The organism is Bacillus paralicheniformis, from assembly GCF_002993925.1.
Taxonomy (GTDB): Bacteria; Bacillota; Bacilli; order Bacillales; family Bacillaceae; genus Bacillus; species Bacillus paralicheniformis.
Genome location: NZ_CP023665.1, coordinates 2,961,100 through 2,978,207, shown reverse-complemented (window position 1 = coordinate 2,978,207; position 17,108 = coordinate 2,961,100). Strand labels below are relative to the sequence as shown.

The window sequence follows — 17,108 nt, the reverse complement described above, 5'->3', positions numbered from 1 at the left end:
TATGTCTTGATGAAGCCGCAGTTGTTCCTGATGTGACATGGCATAAAAGAAGCCTGATGGGCATGAGAAAAGGGAGCGGTCATCCGCTCCCTTTTTGCTGTCTTTATGCACGGCTCCCCTGCAGATTGACCCCGAAAATCCCGCCCAGCATGCTGACTCCCAAAAAACCGGAATGATAGAGCAGCTGCTTCAAATTGAAGGCTTCGCCAAAGCCGAGATATTGAAACAAAAGCACCGTAAGAGAGAAGCAAAGCGCTGTCAACCCTCCGCTCAGCCACCCTTTTTCCTTCGATTTGCCTCCCGCAATAAAACCGCCGATGAACAAGGTAATAAAAGAAATGGCGGTAATAAACCAGCTGAATGAACTTTCGGTTAATGATGTGAAGGTGAGGAGCAGCGAAATGACCAGGCTTCCCGCAAACATCAAAGCGAAAATAACCGCCAAGCTGTATAAAATCCCTTTGCCGACTTGTTTTGGTTCGTTCATCACGATCCTCCTTTCAATATAGACGGGCTCGTCTTTTTAAATGTATTCTGCACGTTTGGCAAATAGACTAGCTCCCCCGACCTTTTATACATAAAAGCCTCAATTTTACAAAGGCTATGTTTATGATCATGATAGGCGGAAGGAGGCGGGCGGTAATGGATGAAATTTTAGCTCTTACGTTTCGGACGGTCGTTTTGTATTTCATCATCTTTATTTTGTTTCGCTTGATGGGAAAGAGGGAAATAGGCGAGCTGAGCATATTGGATCTTGTCGTTTTTATTATGATGGCCGAAATCGCGGTTTTGGCCATTGAAAATCTCGATGACCACCTTCTCCATACGATCATTCCAATTCTCGTTTTGACGCTGATCCAGGTTATATTTGCATATCTGTCATTGAAAAATCAAAAAATCCGCCGGCTTCTCGATGGGAAACCGACGATTATCATAGACCGCGGAAAAATTGATGAACACGCCATGAGGACACAGCGCTATAATTACGATGATTTGATGACACAGCTGAGAGATAAGAATGTGGAACGAATCGGGGATGTTTCATATGCGATTTTGGAGCCGACCGGGAAGCTTTCAGTGTTTACAAAAGACGGGCCAAACAAAATGATCGAACTGCCGTTGATTGTTGACGGAATGGTTCAAAAAGAACAATTGGAAAAGATCGGGAAAGACCGGGAGTGGCTTGAGCAAAAGCTTGAAAAAAGAGGACACCGCGATCTTTCCAAAATTTCTTATTGCACATATAATAAAGGTTCTTTTTTTATTGACATAAAGGATGAATTTAAACCTTAAAGCGAGAGCTTACGAAATCCAGCGGCCGAACAGCGGAAACCGCTGGATTTCTTCTTTTTTGACCAGCTTGAAGGCGACCAGAAGGAAGACGTAAAGAAAGCTTGTAACCGCGACACACAAAAGCAGGCGCATCGGCTCGGACTGGTCTAAAAAAAGGTGTTCTTTCATCAGAAGGCTTCCCCACCCTGATATCAAAATGACGCCGAAGGATACGATATATTCTTTCAGGTTAATGCTGATGGGAAGCACTTTGCTGACGGTTGCGGCGTGCAGCAGGGTGACGAGGATGATCCCCGTCAAAATCGCCAGCGCAGCCCCCATAATGCCAAGCGAAGGCCGTGAAGCGAGAACAAAAATGAGACCTGTTTTCACAACGGCGCCGACCAGGCTGTTCATCATTGCCGCGCCGGCCAGGTTTAAAGCCTGCAGGACGGCCTGCAGCGGACCTTGGAAATAGTAAAATAAAAAGAATGGAGCCATGATTTTCACATAAATCGCAGCATTTGACGACCCGTACATCACGCTGACCAGCTCATCCGCGTACGAAAACAAAATGACCGCCGATATTCCGCCGCTTAAAAGGCAAAGCCTCATCGCCTGCTCAAGCCTGTATTCCACGACTTGCATTTTTTTCTGTTCGATTCCTTCGCTGATGGCTGGAACGAGCGCCGTAGACAGAGAATATGTGATAAAGCTCGGGAGGGTGAGAAGCGTCAGGGCAAAGCCGGTCAACTCTCCGTACTGGCTCGTTGCGGCGGAAGCGGCGACCCCTGCTATTGCAAGGCTTTGCGCTACGACAATCGGTTCAAAAAACCATGACAGGTTGCCGATAAAACGGCTGCCCGTTGTTGGGAGCGAGACGCTCATCAGCTCGAAAAACGTGGTTCGTCCAGATTTCAGCGATTGGAAAAAACGTTTTCTGATGCGGATTTTCTTTTTGTATTTAAAGGCGACGAACAAATAAAGGAGTGAAGCCAACTCGCCAAACACGGATGACAGCATCGCGCCCGCAGCCGCATATTCGATGCCGAGCGGAAGGAATGCCGTCGTGCATACGGCGACAAGCGATATCCGGACAATTTGTTCGAGAACCTGGGACACGGCAAGCGGCCTCATATTTTGCTTTCCTTGAAAATAGCCCCTCAGCACGCTGGAAACAGCAATGATCGGAACGACCGGTGTAACCGCCAAAAGCGGATAAAGCGTTCTTTTGTCTGTGAGCAGCGTGTCGGCCATCAGCGGGGCGTAGATGAGAAACACCGGAGTAATGACGGCGCTGAGCGTCCCGGTAATTGCAAGAGACATCACTAAAATCTGCTTTGTCTTTCTGTAGTCTCCGCGCGCTTCCGCTTCAGCGACCAACTTGCTGATGGCGACAGGTAGGCCGAACTGGGTGAGGGTGACCGCCAGAAAAAAAGTCGGAGCCGCCATCATATAAAGCCCGACACCTTCACCTCCGATGAACCTTGCGATGACAATCCGGTTGATAAAGCCGAGCATTCTCGTAATCAAACCTGCCGCTATTAAAATGAGCGTTCCTTTTAAAAACGTCTGCTTCGTCATTTCTAGAGTCCCCTGCCTTCTCAAACAACCTTTAATCATATACAATAAGATATGCGCATACATCGTCCAAGCATGACAAGTCTCTCTGAAAAAATGTGAAAGGAGCGTGGCTTTGGCATGGGCAAACATCCGGCTGATCTGTACAAGGATCATTTAAAACCCTTTCTTCACAGCAAGACGGAAGAGTTCAGGATACTCGGTTATGACGATATTGAAATAGAGGAATTGTGGTCATACTTATTGAATAAGAAATGGAAGAAAAAGAAGGATGTTCAAATTCATCAGCTCGCCGGTGATATTTTATCTGTGAAAATTGGCGAATTTATGAACTATGCAACCGTAGAATCGTTTAAAACGTCTAATTTACTCGACAGCAAAGAAGGGCAGAATATGCTCGATGAGCTGCTGAGGTAGCCGTAGATTTTGGTTGATTTAAGGAGGAAATACATAATGAAAAAAGGACGCTTGATTGCGTTTTTCCTTACCGTTCTCTTGATCGGTACGGGACTGGGAATGTTCACGAAGCCGGCTGCAGACAGCATCAGCCTCGGCCTTGACCTTCAGGGCGGTTTTGAGGTTCTGTATGAAGTCCAGCCTGCCAAACAGGGCGACAAAATTGACAGGGACGCCCTCATCAGTACGGTTGAAGCACTGAACCGCCGGGCGAATGTGTTGGGCGTCAGCGAACCGAACATTCAAATCGAAGGAAACAACCGGATCAGGGTTCAGCTTGCCGGCGTCGACAACCAGAACAGGGCGCGGGAAATCTTATCCACACAGGCTCAGCTTACGTTCAGGGATACGAATGACAAAGAGCTTTTGAACGGTTCAGATCTTGTCGAAAACGGTGCTAAACAGTCGTTCAAGCAGGACACAAATGAGCCGATCGTGACGATCAAGCTGAAGGATGCCGATAAATTCGGCGAAGTGACAAAGAAAGTGCTCGATATGAAGCCGAACAACCAGCTCGTCATCTGGCTTGATTACAAAAAAGGCGACTCCTTTAAAAAAGAATCGCAAAAAGCGGATCATAAATACATCTCCGCTCCGAATGTCAGCCAGGTGCTGAACACGTCAGACGTAATGATTGAAGGAAACTTTACGATTCAGGAAGCAAAAGATATGGCGAGCATTTTAAATGCGGGCGCTCTTCCTGTCAAACTCGTTGAAAAGTATTCGACATCCGTCGGCGCGCAGTTTGGGGAGCAGGCTTTGAATGATACCGTGTTTGCGGGAATCGTCGGTATTGCTATTATTTTCTTATTTATGCTTCTTTATTATCGCTTGCCTGGTTTTGTCGCGGTCATTACGCTTTCTGTCTATATCTACATTACACTGCAGATCTTTGACTGGATGAATGCGGTTCTGACCCTTCCGGGGATCGCGGCTCTTATTTTGGGTGTCGGGATGGCGGTTGACGCCAACATCATTACGTACGAACGCATAAAAGAAGAGCTGAAGCTCGGCAAATCGGTACGCTCAGCTTTTAAAGCAGGAAACAGAAGATCATTTGCAACGATCTTTGATGCCAATATTACGACGATGCTTGCCGGAATCGTGCTTTTCATATTTGGTACGAGCTCTGTCAAAGGCTTCGCGACCATGCTGATCCTATCCATTTTGACAAGCTTTATTACAGCTGTCTTCCTGTCGCGCTTCCTGCTCGGCCTGCTGGTCGAAAGCCGCTGGCTTGACCGGAAAAAAGGCTGGTTTGGAGTGCGCAAAAAAGACATCCTGGACATCAGCAAGACAGACGAAAATACTGAGCCTCCGACTCCGTTTACCAAATGGGATTTCGTCGGTAAGCGTAAATGGTTCTTCGTATTTTCCGGGATTATTTTGGCTGCGGGAATTGTCATTCTGCTTGTTTTCAGGCTGAACCTTGGCATCGATTTCTCCAGCGGATCAAGGATCGAAGTGCAAAGCGACCACAAGCTGACGAGCGAAGAGCTGAAAAAAGACTTTGAAGAGGTCGGGTTGACAGCCGATTCAATCGTTCTTTCGGGTGATGATCAAAAACACGGCGTCGCCAGATTTGTCGGCGTTCCGGATCAGAAAAAAATTGCCGAAGTGAAGGATTATTTTAAAGATAAATACGGCTCGGAGCCGAACGTCAGCACAGTATCACCGACCGTCGGAAAAGAGCTGGCGAGAAACGCCCTCTATGCGGTGGCCGTCGCGGCTCTCGGGATCATCTTGTATGTTTCGATCCGCTTTGAATATAAGATGGCAATTGCGGCGATCGCTTCCTTGCTGTACGATGCATTCTTCATCATCGCGGTCTTCAGCATTACAAGGCTCGAGGTGGATATTACGTTTATCGCAGCCGTGCTGACGATTATCGGTTATTCGATCAACGATACGATCGTAACGTTTGACAGAATCAGGGAACAGGTGAAAAAGCGCAAGCCGAAGAGCTTCAGCGATTTATCACATATTGTGAATCTGAGCTTGCAGCAAACGTTCACTCGTTCAATTAATACGGTGCTGACCGTCGTCATTGTGGTCATTGCGCTCCTCATTTTTGGCGCAGCATCGATTACGAACTTCTCTGTCGCGCTGTTAATCGGGCTGTTGAGTGGAGTGTATTCATCGCTCTACATCGCAGCTCAAGTATGGCTTGTCTGGAAAGGGCGCGACCTGAAAAAGCCGAAGCGCAAGCCTGCAGGAGAATAAATCGAGGACTGCCCGTACTGCCGGGTGGTCCTTTTTTGGTTTGAAAGAAAAAAGTTGTTTTGGCGGCTTTCTATCGATCTTCTTTTTGTTTAAAATGGGAGCAGAGCGGGAAAATAACGCTAGAAAACGACGCGAATGGAGAGAGTATCTCATGAACAAACAATGGACGTTAATCTCTGCACTTATTTTTACATTAATTGTTGCAGTTTTCGCGGTCATTAATGTCGAACCGGTGAAGGTTGATTTTCTTTTTGGAACGGCAGAATGGCCTTTGATCCTGGTCATTTTGGTATCGGTATTGATGGGGGCGCTCATTATCGGCTCGGCCGGCGCTTTCCAGATCATGCGGCTGAAAAAAGAGCTGAAGGCGCTCAAGAGAGAAGAACGGGTAAAGTATCCTGAACTTGAAGCCGAATCGGCGGCCCCTGAAAATCAGAAAGACTAGAAAGATTGCACGAAATAAATTGAATCCCCTCATGCTGCTCTAGTATAATAGTGTGGTTGAGGGGTGAATTTATGTTAGCGTCAAAAATGCGTTGGGACGTGCAAACGCCCGACAAAGAAAAGGTGGAGCAGCTCGCCGGAAGATTAGGCATTACTCCCCTTGCCGCCTCATTGCTTGTCATGAGAGGTTACGATACAGCCGACAAAGCATCTTCATTTTTAAATGGCAAGGATGCAGTTTTTCACGATCCTTATCTGCTGAAAGATATGGAAAAAGCTGTACAGCGAATCAAACAGGCAATTTCAGATCAAGAAAAGATTATGATTTACGGCGATTATGATGCGGACGGTGTGACAAGCACGACTGTCCTTTTGCAAATGTTGAAAAAATGTTCAGCACAAGCCGATTTTTATATACCTGACCGCTTTAAAGAAGGGTACGGCCCGAACGAAGCGGCCTTTCGCGGGATCAAAGAATCAGGCTATTCATTGATCATCACAGTTGATACAGGCATTGCCGCCGTTCATGAAGCTGAAGTCGCTAAAGAGCTTGGCGTCGATTTGATCATTACGGATCACCATGAGCCGGGACCCGTTTTGCCGGATGCCTATGCGATCATTCATCCGAAGCAGCCGGGCTGCGGCTATCCATTTAAAGAGCTTGCCGGCGTCGGTGTCGCATTTAAGCTAGCCCACGCTTTGAACGGAGAGCTCCCGGAAGATTTGCTCGACCTTTGTGCGATCGGCACGATTGCCGACCTTGTGCCGCTTCATGATGAAAACAGGCAGATTGCCAAGCGCGGCATGGAACAGTTCAGGAGAACGAAGCGCCCCGGATTAAAGGCGCTGACCAAAATTGCCGGAGCGGAGATACATAGTGCGGATGAAGAGACCATCGGTTTTCAAATTGCGCCCCGCTTAAACGCGGTCGGCAGAATTGAACAGGCTGACCCGGCCGTTTACCTCCTGAACACAAAAGACGAAACAGAAGCGGAAGAGCTGGCCGAAGATATCAACGCCTTGAACAAGGAGCGCCAAAAAATCGTCAATCAGATGACAGAGGAAGCCGTTCAGATGATCGAGGAGGAAGGGCTTGACCGGCCGGTGATCGTCGCGGCGCGGCCGGGCTGGAATCCCGGTGTCGTCGGAATCGTGGCTTCAAAGCTTGTCGAGCGGTATTACAGGCCCGCCATCGTTCTCGGTATCGATGAAGAAAAAGGCATTGCCAAAGGATCTGCGCGCAGCATCAAAGGATTTGATTTATTTCAAAATCTCTCGGAGTGCCGGGATATTCTCCCGCACTTCGGCGGGCACCCGATGGCAGCCGGAATGACGCTCAACCTGGAAGATGTTTCGGCACTAAGGGAGAGAATCAACCGTCAGGCTGAAGCGGTTCTGACCGAGGAAGATTTTATTCCCGTTCAAGACGTCGATTTGTGCTGCCGGCTCGAAGATATCACGGTTGACAGCATTGCCGAAATGAACATGCTGGCGCCGTTCGGCACGGGAAATCCGAAGCCCTTCGTCCTTGTCAGCGACGTTAAAATTGATGATTCCAGGAAAATCGGCGCCAACAAGAATCACTTGAAGCTTGTGCTGGCAGACGGCGAGAACAAGCTTGATTGCATCGGATTTTATAAAGGCGCCATCGAAGACGGAATCGTTCCTGGAGCAAAGATCTCGATTGTCGGGGAACTGTCGATTAACGAGTGGAATAACAGAAAAAAACCGCAGCTGATGATCAAAGATGCGGCCGTCAATGAATGGCAGCTGTTTGATCTGCGGGGAAAACGGTCATGGGAAGAAAAAATATTGCAGCTGGATCCTGCGAAACGGGCGTGCATCTGCTTCCGTGAGGAAACCAAAGCGAAGCTTGCGGGGACAGGCCTTGAAGAAGAGCTGACCGTCATCAGCGGTTCTGAAGATGCAGAGCGTCTCGTCCTTGAGAGCCGCTATGCGGTATTTATAGATATTCCGCCGTCGCTCGACATCTTTGACCAAGTGATAAAAGGCAAAAAACTGGAGCGCATTTATCTGATTTTTTATCAATCAGACGAACATTTTTTCTCAACATTTCCAACTAGGGAATATTTTAAATGGTACTATGCTTTCCTCCTGAAAAGAGGTTCTTTTGACTTGCCGAAATACGGCGGGGAGCTTGCCAGACATAAAGGCTGGACAAAAGACACAATTGATTTTATGACAAAGGTGTTTTTTGAGCTCGGTTTTGTTACAATAGAGAATGGTGTTTTATCTGTTGTTTATCATGCCGAAAAGCGCGATCTGACAGATTCTGAAACCTACCGGGAAAAACAGCGCCTGATTGAATTGGAGCAAAAGCTCATTTATTCTTCGGCGGATGAGCTTAAACAGTGGCTGGATAAGTGGATGGCGGAAAACGCCGTCGCTTATAAAGTATGAGGAGGACATGAAGACAGATGGATTTGAAGAAGTATGTGACAATTGTGCCGGACTACCCGAAGGAAGGCGTACAATTTAAAGATATTACAACATTGATGGACAAAGGCGACGTCTATCGCTACGCGACAGATCAAATTGTAACGTATGCGAAAGAAAAAGAGATCGATCTTGTCGTGGGACCTGAAGCGAGAGGATTTATCATCGGCTGCCCTGTCGCATATTCGCTTGGGGTAGGATTTGCGCCTGTCCGCAAAGAAGGCAAACTGCCGCGTGAAGTCATCAAAGTCGACTACGGATTGGAATATGGAAAAGATGTCCTGACCATCCATAAAGATGCCATTAAACCGGGGCAGCGCGTCTTGATCACTGACGACCTGCTTGCAACCGGCGGGACGATCGAAGCAACGATCAAGCTGGTTGAAGAGCTCGGCGGCGTCGTAGCCGGAATCGCTTTCCTGATCGAACTGACATATCTTGAAGGAAGAAATAAACTGGACGGATATGATATTTTAACCTTGATGCAATACTAAACAAATTTTATACTATAAAAAGCACTCATAAAAAGCGGGTGCTTTTTTTCCTATTCATATAGTATTCCGGGGCCGGCAAAAGTCCTTTTGAATTTCTTCTCTTTACATCTGTGACATTTTTCTTGATAATAATTACAATACAGTTTTCAATTATAAAAAAGGTGATTCCATGGCGAACGAACAAGTATTAACCGCTGAGCAAGTCATTGAGAAGGCGAAAAGTTACCTTTCCGATGAACATGTTGCTTTTATAAAAAAGGCTTATCAGTACGCGGAAGACGCACATCGCGAACAATACCGCAAATCGGGCGAGCCTTATATTATCCATCCGATCCAGGTCGCGGGTATCCTCGTCGATTTGGAAATGGACCCCGCCACAATAGCGGGAGGATTTCTCCATGATGTGGTGGAAGATACGAGCGTAACGCTTGAAGATTTAAAGGAAGCATTCAACGAAGAAGTTGCGATGCTTGTCGACGGCGTCACGAAGCTTGGGAAAATTAAATATAAATCACAGGAAGAACAGCAGGCAGAAAATCATCGGAAAATGTTTGTGGCTATGGCTCAGGACATCCGCGTCATTTTGATCAAGCTGGCGGACCGTCTTCACAACATGAGAACCTTGAAGCACCTGCCGCAGGAAAAGCAGCGCAGAATTTCAAATGAGACGCTTGAAATATTTGCTCCGCTGGCTCATCGCCTTGGGATTTCAAAAATAAAGTGGGAGCTTGAGGATACCGCTTTACGCTATTTAAATCCACAGCAATATTACCGGATCGTCAATTTGATGAAGAAAAAGCGGGCCGAAAGGGAATTGTACGTCGAAGAGGTCGTAAACGAAGTGAAAAGCCGCGTCGAAGAGGTCAATATTAAAGCGGACTTTTCCGGCCGGCCGAAGCATATTTACAGCATCTACAGAAAGATGGCGATGCAAAACAAGCAATTCAATGAAATTTACGACTTGCTCGCAGTCCGGATCCTCGTCAACAGCATCAAGGACTGCTACGCGGTTCTAGGCATCATTCATACATGCTGGAAGCCGATGCCGGGCAGATTTAAAGACTATATCGCAATGCCGAAGCCGAACATGTACCAGTCCCTCCACACCACCGTCATCGGGCCGAAGGGGGATCCGCTGGAAGTCCAGATCAGGACGTTTGAAATGCACGAAATTGCGGAATACGGAATCGCGGCCCACTGGGCTTACAAAGAAGGCAAAAATGTCAATGAAGATTCAAGCTTTGATAAAAAGCTTTCCTGGTTCCGCGAAATTTTGGAATTTCAAAATGAGTCGAGCGATGCCGAAGAATTTATGGAATCTCTAAAAATCGATTTGTTTTCCGACATGGTGTTCGTTTTTACGCCGAAAGGGGACGTCATTGAATTGCCGTCAGGCTCTGTGCCGATCGACTTTTCGTACCGGATCCATTCAGAAATAGGCAATAAAACGATCGGGGCGAAAGTAAACGGAAAAATGGTCACGCTTGATTACAAGCTGCGCACAGGGGATATCGTAGAAATTCTGACATCCAAGCATTCGTACGGTCCGAGCCAGGACTGGATCAACCTTGCGCAGACATCTCAGGCTAAGCATAAAATCCGCCAGTTCTTTAAAAAGCAGCGCAGAGAGGAAAATGTCGAAAAAGGCAGAGAACTGGTTGAAAAAGAAATTAAAAACCTGGACTTTGAAGTGAAGGACGTCTTAACAGTCGAGAATCTGCAGAAAGTCGCCGACAAGTTCAATTTTGCCAATGAAGAAGACATGTATGCCGCAGTCGGCTATAACGGCATTACAGCTGCTCAAGTTGCAAACCGTCTGACGGAAAAAGAACGGAAAATCAGAGATCAGGAAGAACAGGTGAAAAGCGTTCAAGATGTAACACCTGAACCGAAACCTTACCAAGGGAAAAAACGCGAAGCGGGTGTTCGCGTCAAAGGCGTTGACAACCTTCTGATCAGACTGTCAAAATGCTGCAACCCCGTTCCGGGAGATCCGATCGTCGGATTCATTACAAAAGGCCGTGGTGTATCCGTCCATCGCGAGGACTGCCCGAATGTTTTAACAAATGAAGCGCTCGACCGGCTGATTCAAGTAGAATGGGAGCATGAGCCGCAGACGCAGCGGAGAAAAGAATATAACGTCGAAATCGAAATTCTCGGCTATGACCGCCGCGGCCTTCTTAATGAAGTTCTTCAGGCCGTTAATGAGACAAAAACAAATATTTCATCTGTGTCAGGTAAATCGGACCGCAATAAAGTGGCGACGATCCATATGGCCATCTTCATTCAAAATATTAATCATTTGCATAAAGTGGTTGAACGGATCAAACAGATCAAAGATATCTACTCCGTGCGCAGGGTGATGAATTAGGAGGAAAAGCGTCATGAGATTAGTTGTTCAGCGCGTCACAGATGCAAGCGTTTCGGTAGGAGGCGAGACTGTCGGTCAAATCGGCCTCGGCTTGATGGTGCTTGTCGGCGTGACGCATGAGGATACGAGCGAAGATGCCGCATATTTGGCGGAAAAGCTAGTCAATCTGCGGATTTTTGAAGATGAAGGCGAAAAGATGAACCTGTCGCTTTTAGATGTCGGAGGCTCCGTTTTATCGGTTTCTCAGTTTACCTTGTACGGCGACACGAAAAAAGGAAGACGGCCGAATTTTACAAAAGCGGCAAAGCCCGATCAGGCGCTTCAATTATACGAGGAGTGGAACAGCATGCTTCGCGCAAAAGGCGTTGCTGTCGAAACGGGAAGATTTGGCGAAATGATGGATGTCAAGCTGACAAATTCGGGTCCCGTCACCTTTATTATGGATTCGAAAGCATAAAAAAGCTCCCATTTGGGAGCTTTTTTATTAGTTAAAATAGTTTTCTAAGCCGCTTCTAATGCCGTCTGTCACTCTTTCTCTATAAGCGTTCGTGCTGACAACCGCTTCTTCTTGAGGATGGCTCAAGTAGCCGAGTTCAAACAATGCGGCGGCCTGTTTATTTTCTCTTAATACGAAGTAGTCCCCGAATAATACGCCGCGGCTTGGCAGAGGCGAGTGCTTTTCGATCTCGGACTGCACGTCTGCTGCGAGCTTCCGGTCTTTTGACGGGCTGTAGTAATAGGCGGTATTTCCCCTTACGGACGCGTTTGGAAAACTATCATAATGAATGCTGATAAAAGCGTCGGCGTTTCGATAATGAGAGGTCGCGACCCGCGACTGAAGGCTGACGAAAGAATCGTCATTCCGCGTCATATAGACGTTGACGCCATCGGCTCTCAGTTTTGCGGCAAGAAGCGTTGCTGTTTTGATGGTCAGCCGTTTTTCGAGCGTCCCCCGCGTTCCGATTGTCCCGCTGTCATGTCCTCCGTGTCCGGCATCGATGACAACCGTTTTATTTTTGATTGTGCCGCTCGCGCTTGACCGCTTTGCCAAAGGCGGTGCTGCGCTTTTCGAATCTCCGGCTGAGCCAGACTGGTCAGCGGTCTGAACGACCCAGTTTGCCACATAGGCGGAATCGCCGTTTGACAGTTTGATTTCATACCAGTCGCCTTTTGCAGAGACGATCGGGTAAGACTCGCCTTTCCCTGCGCGCTTGACGATCGCTGAGGATGTCGAAGGCCCGCTTCTAACATTTGTGCCTTCATACACGATGGTGGCCTGCTGTTTTGACCCGGAGCCGCTGCTTGTTTCCGAAGTTCCGCTTTTCTGTTTGGGTCCTTCGAGAATATAGTGGCTTGCGACCCAGCCCTTTTGACCATTAAATTCGATTTCATACCAGCCGTGCTGTTCGTTTAAAATCGTCACACTTGCATTCCGTTGAAGCGACGCAGTAATCCGTCCTTGATGGGAAGCTGTGCTTCTGACATTTAAGGTGGATACGCCGACCGTTCCTGATTTTGTTGATGAAGCGCGTGATGAAGACGATTGAGACTGTTTTGCTCCTGAACCTTGATTGACATAGTCTGAATGGACCCAGCCAGTGATGTTCTGATAGGAAATCTTCACCCAGTTTCCGTCGGTCTTTAGCAGGTCAGCCTGTTCTCCTTCAGGGAATACGCCTTGGACTTCATATGAAGTGCCGGGGCCTTTTCTGATTCTCAGGTTTGCTTCGGAAGATGTGACTTTTCCCTCCGCTGAATCAGAGCCGTTGGAGACTTGGCTTTTTTTCTTGATCAGCCAGGATACAACCCATCCTTTTTGTCCGCCGTTCAGCTGGATCTGGACCCAATCCCCGCGCTCTTCAAGAATCGGATAGCTTTCATTCCGGCTGACGACGCTGACGATTTCATGGCTCAGTCCGGGTCCGCTCCTGACATTGATTTCATCGGTGGCAATCACGGCTTCCCCGATGGCTGCAGAAGCTGTGTTTGACGATGTATAAAAGGCTGCTTGTGCTGCCAGCATCATCGATAGGATCAATACTGTTCTTTTTTTCATATTGTTACCCATCTCCTCCTTTCGGTAAAAAACTTGGAACACTACTTCTTCTTCTATATCGTATATTCCTTGCCGTTTTTTTAATAAAATGAAAATGATTTGTTTATACTATAGAAAAAAGATATCAAAAGGATGTTGTTGTGTGAGGTATAATCAAAGAATGGGCAGAGCGATCCATGAGCAAGATGCAAATCTGCATCTAAAGGATCATGCGGATCCGGAGCAAGCCGGCTTTATGGAAGAAACGGCGACTGAGCTGGGGCTCGCGTCCAAAGAATCAATTCAGAATAAAAAGAACCGCAAATAGGGTTGACATGCACACTTAACACTCGTATTATAATATAAATTAGTGTACATATGAGTTGAACTGAAGATGGAGAATAGTAGGCAAGAGTACGTGAAAAGAGAGGAACCGCCCTGGGCTGAAAGCGGTCTGCACGGTATCTTGACCGAATGAACACTCCGAAGGTTTCCCGCTGAAAGCCCGGCAGAACTTGCGAGCAATTAGGCGGCGGACGTGAACCTGCGTTAAAGGCATGAGCGGGAACGGGTTGATCGTTCCAACTAGGGTGGCACCACGGGTATAACTCTCGTCCCTACTATTGGTTTTATAGTAGGTTCGGGGGTTTTTTTATTTCCATAAATGAAAAAAAGCATTTAAGTCATGAGGAGGATTTAAAAATGGGATTTAATATTCCAAGGGGAACACAAGATATTCTCCCAGGAGAATCGGAACGCTGGCAATACGTCGAAAAGATTGCGAGAGAAACGTGTCATGCGTATCAATATAAAGAAATCCGGACACCTATTTTTGAACATACAGAACTATTTTCCCGCGGGGTGGGAGAATCGACCGATATCGTACAAAAGGAAATGTACACATTCGCTGACAAAAAAGGAAGAAGCCTGACGCTTCGTCCTGAAGGCACTGCATCTGCAGTACGCTCTTTTGTGGAAAACAAACTTTTTGCTAATCCGGTTCAGCCGACGAAACTTTACTACATCGGACCGATGTTCCGCTATGAAAGGCCGCAGACAGGCCGCTACCGCCAATTTTATCAATTCGGCATCGAAGCGATCGGTTCGAACGATCCGGCGATTGACGCGGAAGTCATTGCCTTGGCGATGAGCGTATACCGGAAAGCGGGTCTCAGCAATCTGAAGCTGGTCATTAACAGCCTCGGCGACAAAGAGAGCCGAACCGCTCACAGAGAAGCGCTGATCCGCCACTTTGAGCCGAGGATCGACGAGTTTTGTTCAGACTGTCAAAAACGGCTCCGGCAAAATCCGCTGCGGATTCTGGACTGTAAAAAAGACAGGGATCATGAACTGCTGAAAACCGCTCCTTCGATTCTTGACTACTTAAATGAAGAATCCAAAGCCTATTTTGCGAAAGTGCAGCAATATCTGACCGACATCGGCATTGCGTTTGAGGTCGATCCGAACCTGGTGAGAGGTCTTGACTATTACAATCACACGGCTTTTGAAATCATGAGCAATGCCGAAGGTTTCGGAGCGATTACGACGCTTGCTGGCGGAGGGCGCTATGACGGCCTTACCGAGGAGTTCGGCGGACCGAAAGCGCCGGGCATCGGCTTTGCAATGAGTATCGAACGTCTTCTCGCCGCACTGGACGCGGAAAATGTGAAAGTCGGAGCGGATGAAGGCATTGACTGCTATATCGTGACACTTGGCGACAAAGCCAAAGACTATTCTGTATCCCTCCTTTATAAATTGAGAGAAGCAGGAATTTCCGCCGAAATCGACTATGAACAGAAAAAAATGAAAGGCCAGTTTAAATCCGCCGACCGTCTCAATGCGAAATATATCGCTGTTTTGGGCGAGGATGAACTGAGCCAAAATCAAATGAATGTCAAAGATGCGAAAACAGGAGATCAACAGGCCATCGGCCTTGATGAATTCATCCATTTCTTGAAAACAAACACTGAAAGTTAAAGGAGAGGACCGCTTTGTTTGGACGAACATATTATTGTGGCGAAATAACGGAGAAGGCGATCGGAGAATCCGTCGTTTTAAAAGGATGGGTTCAAAAAAGACGCGATCTCGGAGGCTTGATTTTTATTGATTTGAGAGACCGCACCGGCATTGTGCAGGTTGTATTTAATCCCGACGTTTCCAAAGACGCCCTTGAAACAGCTGAAAGCATCCGCAGCGAATATGTGCTTGACATTACAGGAAAAGTCGTTGCCCGTGAAGAAGCAACAGTCAATCCGAACTTGAAAACCGGAAGAATCGAAATCCAGGCGGAATCGGTCAATGTGCTGAGTGCGGCCAAAACGCCGCCTTTTGCGATCAGCGACCAGGCTTCAGAAGTGTCTGAAGACATCAGGTTGAAGCACCGCTATCTCGACTTGCGCCGACCGGAGATGTTCAACACCTTAAAAATGCGGCATAACGTTACAAAAGCCGTCCGCAGCTTCCTTGATGACAACGGCTTTATCGATATTGAAACACCGGTGTTGACAAAAAAAACGCCTGAAGGAGCGCGCGACTATCTCGTACCGAGCCGCGTCCATGAAGGAGAATTTTACGCGCTGCCGCAGTCTCCGCAGCTTTTCAAACAGCTGTTGATGGTGTCCGGCTTTGACCGCTATTATCAAATCGCACGCTGCTTCAGGGACGAAGATTTGCGCGCCGACCGCCAGCCGGAGTTTACGCAGATCGATATCGAAATGTCATTTATGAACCAGGAAGACATCATGAAGCTCGCTGAAGAAATGATGGCTAAAGTCATGCTCGAAACGCACGGTGTGGACATTTCTCTGCCGCTGCCGAGAATGTCGTATCAGGATGCGATGAACCTTTACGGATCCGACAAACCGGATACCCGCTTTGACATGCTTTTGACCGATGTATCAGAAAACGTAAAGGATTCCGATTTTAAAGTGTTTGCGTCAGCTGTGGCAAACGGAGGCGCGGTTAAAGCGATAAACGTTAAAGGCGCTGCATCTAAATATTCGCGGAAAGACATTGACGCACTCGGCGAATTCGCCGCAAACTACGGGGCGAAAGGGCTGGCATGGCTGAAAGCCGAAGCGGACGGACTGAAAGGCCCGATTGCGAAGTTCTTCCAGGACGAAAAACAGCAGGTGCTCATTGAAGCGCTTGACGCGAAGGAAGGGGACCTCATCCTCTTTGTCGCAGACCGGCTGGAAGTCGCCAATGACGCGCTCGGCGCGCTGCGCTTAAAGCTCGGAAAAGAATTGAATCTGATCGATGAAAGCTTGTTCAACTTTTTATGGGTCGTTGATTGGCCGCTTCTTGAGTATGATTCAGAAGAAGGACGTTTCTATGCGGCACACCACCCGTTCACGATGCCTGTCCGGGAAGACCTTGATCTGGTCGACACGAATCCGGAAGACATGAAAGCGCAAGCCTATGATCTTGTCTTAAACGGCTATGAGCTGGGCGGCGGATCGATCCGTATTTTTGAAAAAGATGTTCAGGAGAAAATGTTTGCGCTTTTGGGCCTATCTGAGGAAGAGACGAAAGAGCAGTTCGGCTTCCTGCTTGAAGCGTTTGAATACGGGGCTCCCCCGCACGGCGGAATCGCGCTCGGCCTTGACCGGCTTGTGATGCTGCTCAGCGGCCGCACCAACCTGAGAGATACGATCGCATTCCCGAAAACGGCAAGCGCAAGCTGTTTGTTGATGGAAGCACCTAGCGAAGTGGACAGCGCCCAGCTCGATGAGCTGCACCTGTCAATCAACCGCAAAGTTCGACAGTAAATTGT

General features: G+C 47.7%; 14 protein-coding genes and 1 other annotated feature. Of the genes, 11 read left to right on the top strand and 3 right to left on the bottom strand.

Features of this window, described 5'->3' with window-relative positions; translation table 11 throughout:
• Positions 1–103: 103 nt before the first annotated feature.
• A complete protein-coding gene (locus tag CP943_RS15160; RefSeq protein WP_020452418.1) occupies positions 104–487 on the bottom strand; it encodes a TIGR04086 family membrane protein in 384 nt (127 codons plus the stop codon).
• 155 nt (positions 488–642) lie between these two features.
• Here CP943_RS15160 and CP943_RS15155 point away from each other — a divergent pair, with 155 nt between their 5' ends.
• Positions 643–1,293 (top strand): DUF421 domain-containing protein, encoded by a 651-nt coding sequence (locus CP943_RS15155; protein WP_020452417.1) that lies wholly within the window; start codon positions 643–645, stop codon positions 1,291–1,293.
• Between the two features lie 9 nt (positions 1,294–1,302).
• Here CP943_RS15155 and spoVB read toward each other — a convergent pair whose 3' ends face one another.
• Positions 1,303–2,856 carry a stage V sporulation protein B gene (spoVB, locus tag CP943_RS15150; RefSeq protein ID WP_023855397.1) on the bottom strand — a complete coding sequence of 518 codons (1,554 nt, stop codon included), beginning with the start codon at positions 2,854–2,856 and terminating at the stop codon, positions 1,303–1,305.
• 117 nt (positions 2,857–2,973) lie between these two features.
• On the opposite strand from spoVB, the gene CP943_RS15145 reads away from it, so the two are divergent.
• The 7 genes from CP943_RS15145 (at position 2,974) to dtd (ending at position 11,755) form a co-directional block, all read left to right on the top strand.
• Positions 2,974–3,270, top strand: a complete 297-nt coding sequence (locus CP943_RS15145; protein WP_023855396.1) for a post-transcriptional regulator — start codon at positions 2,974–2,976, stop codon at positions 3,268–3,270.
• Positions 3,271–3,306: 36 nt separating this feature from the next.
• Complete coding sequence (gene secDF / locus CP943_RS15140) at positions 3,307–5,532, top strand: protein translocase subunit SecDF (RefSeq protein WP_026579145.1); 2,226 nt, start codon at positions 3,307–3,309, stop codon at positions 5,530–5,532.
• A gap of 151 nt (positions 5,533–5,683) precedes the next feature.
• On the top strand, positions 5,684–5,977 hold the full coding sequence (locus CP943_RS15135; RefSeq protein WP_023855393.1) for a LapA family protein: 294 nt from the start codon (positions 5,684–5,686) through the stop codon (positions 5,975–5,977).
• A gap of 71 nt (positions 5,978–6,048) precedes the next feature.
• A complete protein-coding gene (gene recJ / locus CP943_RS15130; RefSeq protein WP_105981116.1) occupies positions 6,049–8,397 on the top strand; it encodes a single-stranded-DNA-specific exonuclease RecJ in 2,349 nt (782 codons plus the stop codon).
• A 17-nt stretch (positions 8,398–8,414) separates the two neighbouring features.
• Complete coding sequence (locus CP943_RS15125; protein WP_023855391.1) at positions 8,415–8,927, top strand: adenine phosphoribosyltransferase; 513 nt, start codon at positions 8,415–8,417, stop codon at positions 8,925–8,927.
• Between the two features lie 169 nt (positions 8,928–9,096).
• Positions 9,097–11,298 carry a RelA/SpoT family protein gene (locus CP943_RS15120; RefSeq protein WP_023855390.1) on the top strand — a complete coding sequence of 734 codons (2,202 nt, stop codon included), beginning with the start codon at positions 9,097–9,099 and terminating at the stop codon, positions 11,296–11,298.
• Positions 11,299–11,311: 13 nt separating this feature from the next.
• Positions 11,312–11,755, top strand: coding sequence for a D-aminoacyl-tRNA deacylase (gene dtd / locus CP943_RS15115; RefSeq protein ID WP_020452409.1), 444 nt, complete (start codon positions 11,312–11,314; stop codon positions 11,753–11,755).
• Positions 11,756–11,782: 27 nt separating this feature from the next.
• On the opposite strand, the gene CP943_RS15110 is transcribed toward dtd, so the two are convergent.
• Complete coding sequence (locus CP943_RS15110; RefSeq protein WP_199792111.1) at positions 11,783–13,354, bottom strand: N-acetylmuramoyl-L-alanine amidase family protein; 1,572 nt, start codon at positions 13,352–13,354, stop codon at positions 11,783–11,785.
• Positions 13,355–13,496: 142 nt separating this feature from the next.
• On the opposite strand from CP943_RS15110, the gene CP943_RS22325 reads away from it, so the two are divergent.
• The 3 genes from CP943_RS22325 to aspS all read left to right on the top strand — a co-directional run bounded on the left by CP943_RS22325 (position 13,497) and on the right by aspS (position 17,103).
• Positions 13,497–13,661, top strand: a complete 165-nt coding sequence (locus tag CP943_RS22325) for a YrzK family protein (protein ID WP_023855388.1) — start codon at positions 13,497–13,499, stop codon at positions 13,659–13,661.
• A gap of 54 nt (positions 13,662–13,715) precedes the next feature.
• Positions 13,716–13,955 (top strand) — a binding site (T-box leader).
• Between the two features lie 80 nt (positions 13,956–14,035).
• Positions 14,036–15,310, top strand: coding sequence for a histidine--tRNA ligase (gene hisS / locus CP943_RS15105; RefSeq protein WP_023855387.1), 1,275 nt, complete (start codon positions 14,036–14,038; stop codon positions 15,308–15,310).
• A 14-nt stretch (positions 15,311–15,324) separates the two neighbouring features.
• Positions 15,325–17,103, top strand: a complete 1,779-nt coding sequence (gene aspS, locus CP943_RS15100) for an aspartate--tRNA ligase (RefSeq protein ID WP_023855386.1) — start codon at positions 15,325–15,327, stop codon at positions 17,101–17,103.
• The last annotated feature ends 5 nt before the right edge of the window (positions 17,104–17,108 follow it).

What these genes read in the sequence shown, in the direction of transcription:
- CP943_RS15120 (WP_023855390.1), top strand. Translation starts at nt 9,097, where the DNA reads ATGGCGAACGAACAAGTATTAACCGCTGAGCAAGTCATTGAGAAGGCG.
- CP943_RS15125 (WP_023855391.1), top strand. Translation starts at nt 8,415, where the DNA reads ATGGATTTGAAGAAGTATGTGACAATTGTGCCGGACTACCCGAAGGAA.
- CP943_RS15135 (WP_023855393.1), top strand. Translation starts at nt 5,684, where the DNA reads ATGAACAAACAATGGACGTTAATCTCTGCACTTATTTTTACATTAATT.
- CP943_RS15110 (WP_199792111.1), bottom strand. Translation starts at nt 13,354, where the DNA reads ATGAAAAAAAGAACAGTATTGATCCTATCGATGATGCTGGCAGCACAA.
- CP943_RS15145 (WP_023855396.1), top strand. Translation starts at nt 2,974, where the DNA reads ATGGGCAAACATCCGGCTGATCTGTACAAGGATCATTTAAAACCCTTT.
- CP943_RS15160 (WP_020452418.1), bottom strand. Translation starts at nt 487, where the DNA reads ATGAACGAACCAAAACAAGTCGGCAAAGGGATTTTATACAGCTTGGCG.
- dtd (WP_020452409.1), top strand. Translation starts at nt 11,312, where the DNA reads ATGAGATTAGTTGTTCAGCGCGTCACAGATGCAAGCGTTTCGGTAGGA.
- recJ (WP_105981116.1), top strand. Translation starts at nt 6,049, where the DNA reads ATGTTAGCGTCAAAAATGCGTTGGGACGTGCAAACGCCCGACAAAGAA.
- spoVB (WP_023855397.1), bottom strand. Translation starts at nt 2,856, where the DNA reads ATGACGAAGCAGACGTTTTTAAAAGGAACGCTCATTTTAATAGCGGCA.
- hisS (WP_023855387.1), top strand. Translation starts at nt 14,036, where the DNA reads ATGGGATTTAATATTCCAAGGGGAACACAAGATATTCTCCCAGGAGAA.
- CP943_RS15155 (WP_020452417.1), top strand. Translation starts at nt 643, where the DNA reads ATGGATGAAATTTTAGCTCTTACGTTTCGGACGGTCGTTTTGTATTTC.
- secDF (WP_026579145.1), top strand. Translation starts at nt 3,307, where the DNA reads ATGAAAAAAGGACGCTTGATTGCGTTTTTCCTTACCGTTCTCTTGATC.